This window comes from Brevundimonas sp. UBA7534 (genome assembly GCF_002479325.1).
Taxonomy (GTDB): domain Bacteria; phylum Pseudomonadota; class Alphaproteobacteria; order Caulobacterales; family Caulobacteraceae; genus Brevundimonas.
In genome coordinates, this window is record NZ_DLMO01000075.1 from 39,471 (window position 1) to 46,398 (window position 6,928).

A 6,928-nucleotide genomic window follows, 5' to 3' on the forward strand; every position below is an offset into this window, starting at 1 on the left:
CATGAACATCTCCCGTTTCTTCATCGACCGGCCCATCTTCGCGATGGTGCTGTCGGTGGTGATCACCATCATCGGCGTGTTCGCCTATCCGCTGCTGCCCCTGTCGCAGTATCCGGAGATCGCGCCGCCCACGATCACCATCAACGCCGCCTATCCCGGCGCCTCGGCCGAGACCCTGGCCGAAACCGTCGCCGCCCCTATCGAGCAGGAGGTGAACGGCGTCGAGAACATGCTCTACATCTCCTCGTCCTCGACCTCGGACGGGGCGGTGGCGATCACCGTCACCTTCAATCCGGGCACCAATCTGGATGACGCCCAGGTGCTGGTTCAGAACCGCGTGGCCCTGGCCGAGCCCAGGCTGCCCGAGGCGGTGCGCCAGACCGGCATCACGGTCAACAAGGCCGAGAGCGGCTTCCTGATGATCCTGGGGCTGACGTCGCCTGGCGAGGTGCTGAGCAACGACTATGTCGGCAACTACGCCAACTCGACGCTGCGCGACCGCCTGTTGCGGATCGAAGGCGTCGGCACGGTCCAGGTGTTCGGCGGCGGCAACTATTCGATGCGGGTCTGGATCGACCCGGCCAAGGCGGCCGAGCGCGGTCTGACAGGACCGGACATCGTCGCTGCCCTGCGCGCCCAGAACGTCCAGGCCGCGGCCGGCTCCATTGGCCAGCCGCCCTTCCCGAACAACGCTTCCGCCTTCCAGCTGCCGGTGCAGGTTCAGGGACGTCTGACGGATCCCAACGAATTCGCCAACGTCGTCCTGAAGACGGACGCGCAAGGTCGCGTGACCTACCTGCGCGACGTGGCGCGGATCGAGCTGGGGGCTCAAGACTACGGCATCCGCGGCTTCTTCGACGGCGAACGCGGCGTCGGCCTGGCCATCGTGCAGCAGCCGGGCGCCAACGCCCTGGGCACCGCCGAGCGGGTGCTGGCCGAGGTCGATGCGGTGAAGGCCGAACTGCCGCAAGGCATGTCCATCTCCGTCCCCTACAACCCGACCGAATTCGTCGCCGCGTCGGTGGAGTCGGTGGAGCACACCCTGGTCGAGGCCGTGATCCTGGTCGTGATCGTGGTGCTGGTCTTCCTGCAGACCTGGCGCGCCGCCATCATCCCGATCGTGGCCATCCCGATCGCCCTGGTCGGCACCTTCGCGGTGCAGCTGGCCTTGGGCTATTCGATCAACTCCCTGTCCCTGTTCGCCTTGGTTCTGGCCGTCGGCATCGTCGTCGACGACGCCATCGTGGTGGTGGAGAACGTGGAGCGGGCCATCAGCGAAGGGCTGTCGCCCAAGGAGGCCGCCTATCGTTCGATGCAGGAGGTCTCCGGCGCCCTGATCGCCATCGGCCTGGTGCTGGTTTCGGTGTTCGTGCCGACCATGTTCGTGCCCGGCATCCCCGGCATCTTCTATCGCCAGTTCGCCGTGGTGATCGCCTCGGCGTCGGTGATCTCCCTGTTCGTGTCGCTGACGCTGTCGCCGGCCATGGCCGCGCTGCTGCTGAAGCCGCACAAGGACCACGAGACGCATGGCCGCAAGCCCGGCCTGTGGGGCTCGGTCGTCTATTACGTCGGTTGGGGCGGTCGGAAGTTCAACGAGGGCTTCGACTGGCTGTCCGATCGTTATGGCCGCCTGACCGCGCGCCTGGTCCGCACCGTGACCATCGTGCTGATCGTCTATGTCGGCCTGCTGGGCGTCACGGCCTGGCGCCTGATGGACACCCCCACCGGCTTCATCCCGGAGCAGGACCAGGGCTTCCTGATCGGCGTCATCCAACTGCCCGCCGGCGCCTCGCTGGATCGGACCCAAGACGTGATGATGCGCGCGCGGGAAATCATCCAGGGCACCGACGGCGTGGACGGCACCGTGGCCTTCGCGGGCCTGGACGGGTCCAGCTTCAGCTTCGGCTCGAACGCGGCGACCATCTTCGTTCGCCTGAAGCCGCACGCCGAGCGCTCTCGCGAGGAGGCGGCCACGGCCCTGGCTGGCGCCATCACCCAGGCCACCGGATCGATCTCCGACGCCAACATCTTCGTCATCGCGCCGCCCGCGGTCCAGGGTCTGGGCAACGGCAACGGCTTCAAGATGATGATCCAGGATACCTCGGGCGCGGGCTATCGCGCGCTTGAGGGGGCGACCTTCGCCATGATGGGCGCGGCAGCCCAGGCCCCGGATCAGGTGAACCAGGTCTTCTCGACCTACAACACCGGTTCGCCGCGGATCGAGGCCGACGTCGACCGCGACAAGGCCCTGATGCTGGGTGTGCAGCCGTCGGCCGTGTTCGACACCCTGGGCGTCTATCTGGGCTCGTCCTACGTCAACGACTTCAACTATCTGGGGCGCACCTTCCGGGTGACGGCCCAGGCGGAGCCGACGGCGCGCGACGACATCGCCGACATCGCCAACCTGAAGACGCGTTCCGACAGCGGCGCCATGGTGCCGATCGGCTCGGTGGCCAATCTGAGGGACGATTCCGGCCCGTCGCGGATCGTGCGCTACAACCTGTTCCCGGCGTCCGAGCTTCAGGGCCAGCCGGCGGCGGGCGTGTCGTCCGGCCAGGCGCTGGACGTCATGGAGCAGATGGCCGGCCAGACGCTGCCGCAGGGCTTCTCCTACGAATGGACCGAACTGGCGCTGCAACAGAAGGCGGCGGGGTCGGGCGCGACGCTCATCTTCATGATGGCGGTGGTGTTCGTCTTCCTGGTGCTGGCGGCGCAGTACGAGGCCTTTACCCTGCCGATGGCGGTCATCCTGATCGTGCCGATGTGTCTTCTGGCGGCCATGCTGGGGGTCAACATCCGTGGTCTGGACAACAACATCCTGGTCCAGATCGGCCTGGTGGTGCTGATCGCCCTGGCGGCCAAGAACGCCATCCTGATCGTGGAGTTCGCCAAGCAGGCCGAGGAGGAGGGCATGAACCGCTTCGATGCGGCCGTGTCCGCCGCCAAGACCCGCCTGCGGCCGATCTTGATGACGTCCTTCGCCTTCATCCTGGGCGTCGTGCCCCTGATGCTGGCGTCCGGTCCGGGTGCGGAAATGCGCCAGGCGCTGGGCACGTCGGTCTTCTCCGGCATGCTGGGCGTGACCTTCTTCGGCCTGCTGTTCACCCCGGTCTTCTACGTCGTCATGCGGTGGGTGTCGGGCAAGCTGCCGGCGTCCCACAAGCCGACGCCGAAGGCAGAGCCGGTCCGCTACGACCAACCTTCCGACCTGACCGATCCCGACGCGCCGGCGCCCGCGACCGGCCTGGGAGGGGATATCCGATGATCCGATCCAAGACCCAGACCATCCTGACCGCGGCAGCCGCCAGCGCCCTGCTCGCCGCCTGCGCGGTCGGGCCGAAGGCGCCTGTCGCCGACCTGCCTGTCGCGGGGACGGGCGCCCTGATCGGCTCGGCCAATCCGGCCGTGTCGACCGCCCAGGCGCGGGACGACTGGTGGCGGCTGTACGACGACCCCACGCTGGACGGCCTGATCCAGCAGGCGTTCGCCGAGAACAACCAGCTGGAAGCCGCCTTCGCCAATCTGCGCGCCGTGCGGGCCTCGCTGTCCGAAGCACGCACCGGACGGCTGCCGACGACCTCGACCAGCGCCGCCTACCAGCGCAGCCGCGCCTCGGCTGCGACGGTCCAGGGCCTGCCTCCGGGCCAAGACGCGCCCGAGATCGACACCTATGACGTCGGACTGGACGCCTCCTACGAGATCGACCTGTTCGGCCGAGTGGAATCGACCATACGCGCCGCGCGGGCCGACGTGCGAGCCGCCGAGGCCGCCTTCGCCACCGTGCAGGTCACGGTCGCCGCCGAGACGGCGCGGGCCTATGCCGACACCTGTTCGGCCAACGCCCAGATCGCGGTCGCCGAACAGAGCCTGGGTCTGCAACGCGACACGCTGCGCCTGACCGAGCGCCTGCTGGAGGGCGGGGCCGGCACCGGTCTGGACGTCGCCAGCGCGCGTGCGGCCGTCGCCCAGACGGCGGCGACCCTGCCGACCCTGCGCGCCGCCCGCAACGAGGCCCTGTTCCGCCTCGCCACCCTGACCGGCGTGACGCCGAGCGAGGCCAGCCAGGCGGCCGCCGCCTGCGCGCGGCCGCCCCAGCTCAGCCAGCCCATTCCGGTCGGCGACGGCGCCCAGCTGCTGGCCCGCCGACCCGACGTGCGCCAGGCCGAAGCCGATCTGGCGGCGGCGGCGGCGCGGGTAAATGTGGCCACCGCGGATCTGTTCCCGTCGATCAGCCTTGGGGGCTCCATCGGGTCCACGGCGCTGGACTCGGACGGCCTGGGCGACAGCGAGAACTTCCGCTTCAGCTTCGGCCCGCTGATCAGCTGGTCCTTCCCCAACGTCTTCGCGGCGCGGGCGCGGATCCAGCAGGCCGGCGCCCTGTCCGACGCCGCCCTGGCGACCTTCGACCAGACGGTGCTGGGCGCGCTGCAGGAGACCGAGACCGCACTGTCCAACTACGCCAACGAGTTGGATCGCCGCGCGGCCCTGACCGAGGCGCGCGACCAGGCGGCCCGCGCGGCCGACCTGTCGCGCCAGCGCTTCAATGCGGGCGCGGACAGCTTCCTGCTGGTGCTGGACGCCGAACGCACCCAGGCGGCGGCCGAGGCGGCGCTGGCGCAATCCGACGCCCTGGTTTCGACCTATCAGATCGCCCTGTTCAAGGCGCTGGCCGGCGGCTGGACGCCGCAGGTCTGACGCCACGCGAGGAAGGCTGGGCGGGCGTCAGATGCCCAGGATCCAGCCTTCTTCCTGCTCCACCCGTTCGATCAGTTCAGGCGTGGCCGACTTGGGCGGGGCGAAGGCGCCGGCCAGGTCGCCCGCGTCGTCCAGACGGGCCAGGGCCTCGGCCGTGGCGCGGACCTGAGCCTGGTCCTTGTATTCCCCTTCGGCCGGCCGGGCGTCGAACATCGACGGCCACACCTCGACCACCAGGGCCGACAGGGGCTCCACGTCGTCGGGCGTCAGGGCGCGCCAGCCCGTGCCGAAGGGCCAGACGGCGCCCGACGGCCCCAGGGCTTCCAGCAGGCGGCGCACGGCGGGGATGCCGACCAGGGTCTGGCCGCCGACCGCGCCGGCGCCGTGCATCTGCCAGACGCTCTTGGGCTGGAGCCGGCCCTTGCGCGCCGCGTCCTCGGCGGCGCGGAACTCGGGGATGTCGCCCGTGCCCTGTGGCGGTTTGGTCGTGGTCAGCCAGCGCTGCGCCTGCTTGGCCGGCGCGCCCCACAGGGGCCAGGCTTCGTCGGTCATCAGCCGGTTCATTTTGGCCGCTACCTGATAGCGGTTGTTGGTGTTGTCGGCCTTGTCGACCACGTTCGCGGCGATGAACTTCCACATCGCCTGCCACGGCGTTCCCGACAGCTTCAGCCGCGTGGCCGTGCCCGCCGGATAGCCCAGGTTGAAGTCGAAGCCGACCAGCACCCGGTCGCCGCGCTTGCGGTGATCGGCCAGCAGGCTGTTCAGCAGGGCCTCGCCCTCGGCGCGGGTCGCCACATTGTGGGTCTCCGTATAGAGGCGAAAGCGCACGTCGCGTTTGGCCACCCCGATCCACAGCGAGTTGTCGCCCAGCTTCCGGGTCTCGGCGGCGGTCCAGTCGGCCACGATGTAGGCGTCGAAAAGGCGGGCCACGGCGGGCTCCTTCGGGGGATGCGAAAAAGGGGGAACGAGCCGTCGCTTCTAGCGCTCCCGCGCGGGGATCGAAAGCCCCCGAACGCGGCCGCTCAACCCTTCAGCAGCGCTTCCAGGTGCGACAGCCAACGCCGGCCCAGCCGCAGGGCTTCACCGGGCGATCCGGTCGGGGCGGGCAGGGCGGCGTCCCACAGCGCCAGTTCGAATTCCGGGCTCCGGGCGTCGGCGAACATCAGCCGCAGCACCACCTGTTCGGCGTCGGGCGCCATGACGTCCAGCGCCTTGCGCGCCTCGCCGCGGCGGACCCGGGCGACGACATGGCCGTCGACGATGATCTCGCCCCCGTCCACCTCCTGGAAATGATAGGCCAGGCCGTGGGCGCCGTTGGCCCACAGGACTACGACCTGTTCGACGTCGAAGTTCAGGGCGCAGGCCTTGCCTTCGCCGACCGCCATCGCCTCGACCTCGGGGGCGGCGCCCAACGCCTTGAGCAGGGCGCGCCGCATCCGCCGGGACGGCTCCATCCACCAGGACAGGCCCAAGGCCAGCGTCGTCAGGAGCGCGGCCGCCAGGGCGACCAGAAGGACCACCCGGAAGGCGTCGGCCATGACGCTCAGGCCTCCAGGTCCAGGTCGATCACCACCGGCACGTGGTCGCTGGGCTTCTCCATGTCGCGCGCGTCGCGATGGGTCTCGATGCCGCGAAAGCGGTCCGCCGCCTGCGGAGACAACAGGGCGAAGTCGATGCGGATGCCGTGATCGCGCTGCCAGGCGCCCGCCTGATAGTCCCAGAAGGTGTAGGTCCCAGCCGGCTCGTCGCCCAACTCGTGGGAATCCGACAGGCCCAGGTTCTTCAGGGCGCGAAAGGCGCGGCGGCTCTCGGGCTGGAACAGGGCGTCGTCGGTCCAGGCGGAGGGGTTGCGGGCGTCCTCGGGGGTGGGGATGACGTTGTAGTCTCCGCACAGCGCCAGCGGTTCCTCATACGCCATCAAGGCGCGCGCATGGGCGTTCAGCCGCTCGAACCAGGCCAGCTTGTAGCCGAACTTCTCGGTCCCGATGGGATTGCCGTTGGGCAGATAGATCGCCCCCACCCGGACTGGGCGGGGCGCTTCGATCAGGGCTTCCAGATACCGCGCCTGCTCGTCCGCCTCGTCTCCCGGCAGGCCGCGCCGGATGTCGGAAAGGGGATGTTTCGAGAGCAGGGCGACGCCGTTGTAGGATTTCTGACCGTGTGTCTCGACATTGTAGCCCAGGCTTTCGAACGCCTCGCGCGGGAACTTCTCGTCCACGCACTTGATCTCCTG

Annotated in this window: 5 protein-coding genes; 2 read left to right on the plus strand and 3 right to left on the minus strand. The window is 69.4% G+C overall.

The genetic code is table 11. The features are described 5' to 3' along the window. The first annotated feature begins 1 nt into the window (after position 1). On the plus strand, positions 2 to 3,265 hold the full coding sequence (locus tag B2U11_RS05825; protein ID WP_292070544.1) for an efflux RND transporter permease subunit: 3,264 nt from the start codon (positions 2 to 4) through the stop codon (positions 3,263 to 3,265). After that, the gene (locus B2U11_RS05830; RefSeq protein ID WP_292070545.1) at positions 3,262 to 4,695 is read left to right on the plus strand and encodes an efflux transporter outer membrane subunit; all 1,434 of its coding nucleotides are present in this window, start codon (positions 3,262 to 3,264) and stop codon (positions 4,693 to 4,695) included. Before B2U11_RS05825 ends, B2U11_RS05830 begins: the two co-directional genes overlap by 4 nt. A gap of 27 nt (positions 4,696 to 4,722) precedes the next feature. Here B2U11_RS05830 and B2U11_RS05835 read toward each other — a convergent pair whose 3' ends face one another. The 3 genes from B2U11_RS05835 to xth all read right to left on the minus strand — a co-directional run. Further along, positions 4,723 to 5,625: a cobalamin biosynthesis protein CbiG gene (locus tag B2U11_RS05835; RefSeq protein ID WP_292070546.1), complete on the minus strand. Its 903-nt coding sequence runs from the start codon at positions 5,623 to 5,625 to the stop codon at positions 4,723 to 4,725. Between the two features lie 92 nt (positions 5,626 to 5,717). Next, positions 5,718 to 6,233 carry a hypothetical protein gene (locus B2U11_RS05840; protein WP_288758923.1) on the minus strand — a complete coding sequence of 172 codons (516 nt, stop codon included), beginning with the start codon at positions 6,231 to 6,233 and terminating at the stop codon, positions 5,718 to 5,720. A 5-nt stretch (positions 6,234 to 6,238) separates the two neighbouring features. Continuing rightward, positions 6,239 to 6,928 (minus strand): exodeoxyribonuclease III (gene xth / locus B2U11_RS05845; RefSeq protein WP_292070549.1); only part of this gene is annotated, 690 nt, incomplete at its 5' end.

Coding starts and splice junctions, on each gene's coding strand:
- B2U11_RS05825 (WP_292070544.1), top strand. CDS start 2: ATGAACATCTCCCGTTTCTTCATCGACCGGCCCATCTTCGCGATGGTG.
- B2U11_RS05830 (WP_292070545.1), top strand. CDS start 3,262: ATGATCCGATCCAAGACCCAGACCATCCTGACCGCGGCAGCCGCCAGC.
- B2U11_RS05840 (WP_288758923.1), bottom strand. CDS start 6,233: ATGGCCGACGCCTTCCGGGTGGTCCTTCTGGTCGCCCTGGCGGCCGCG.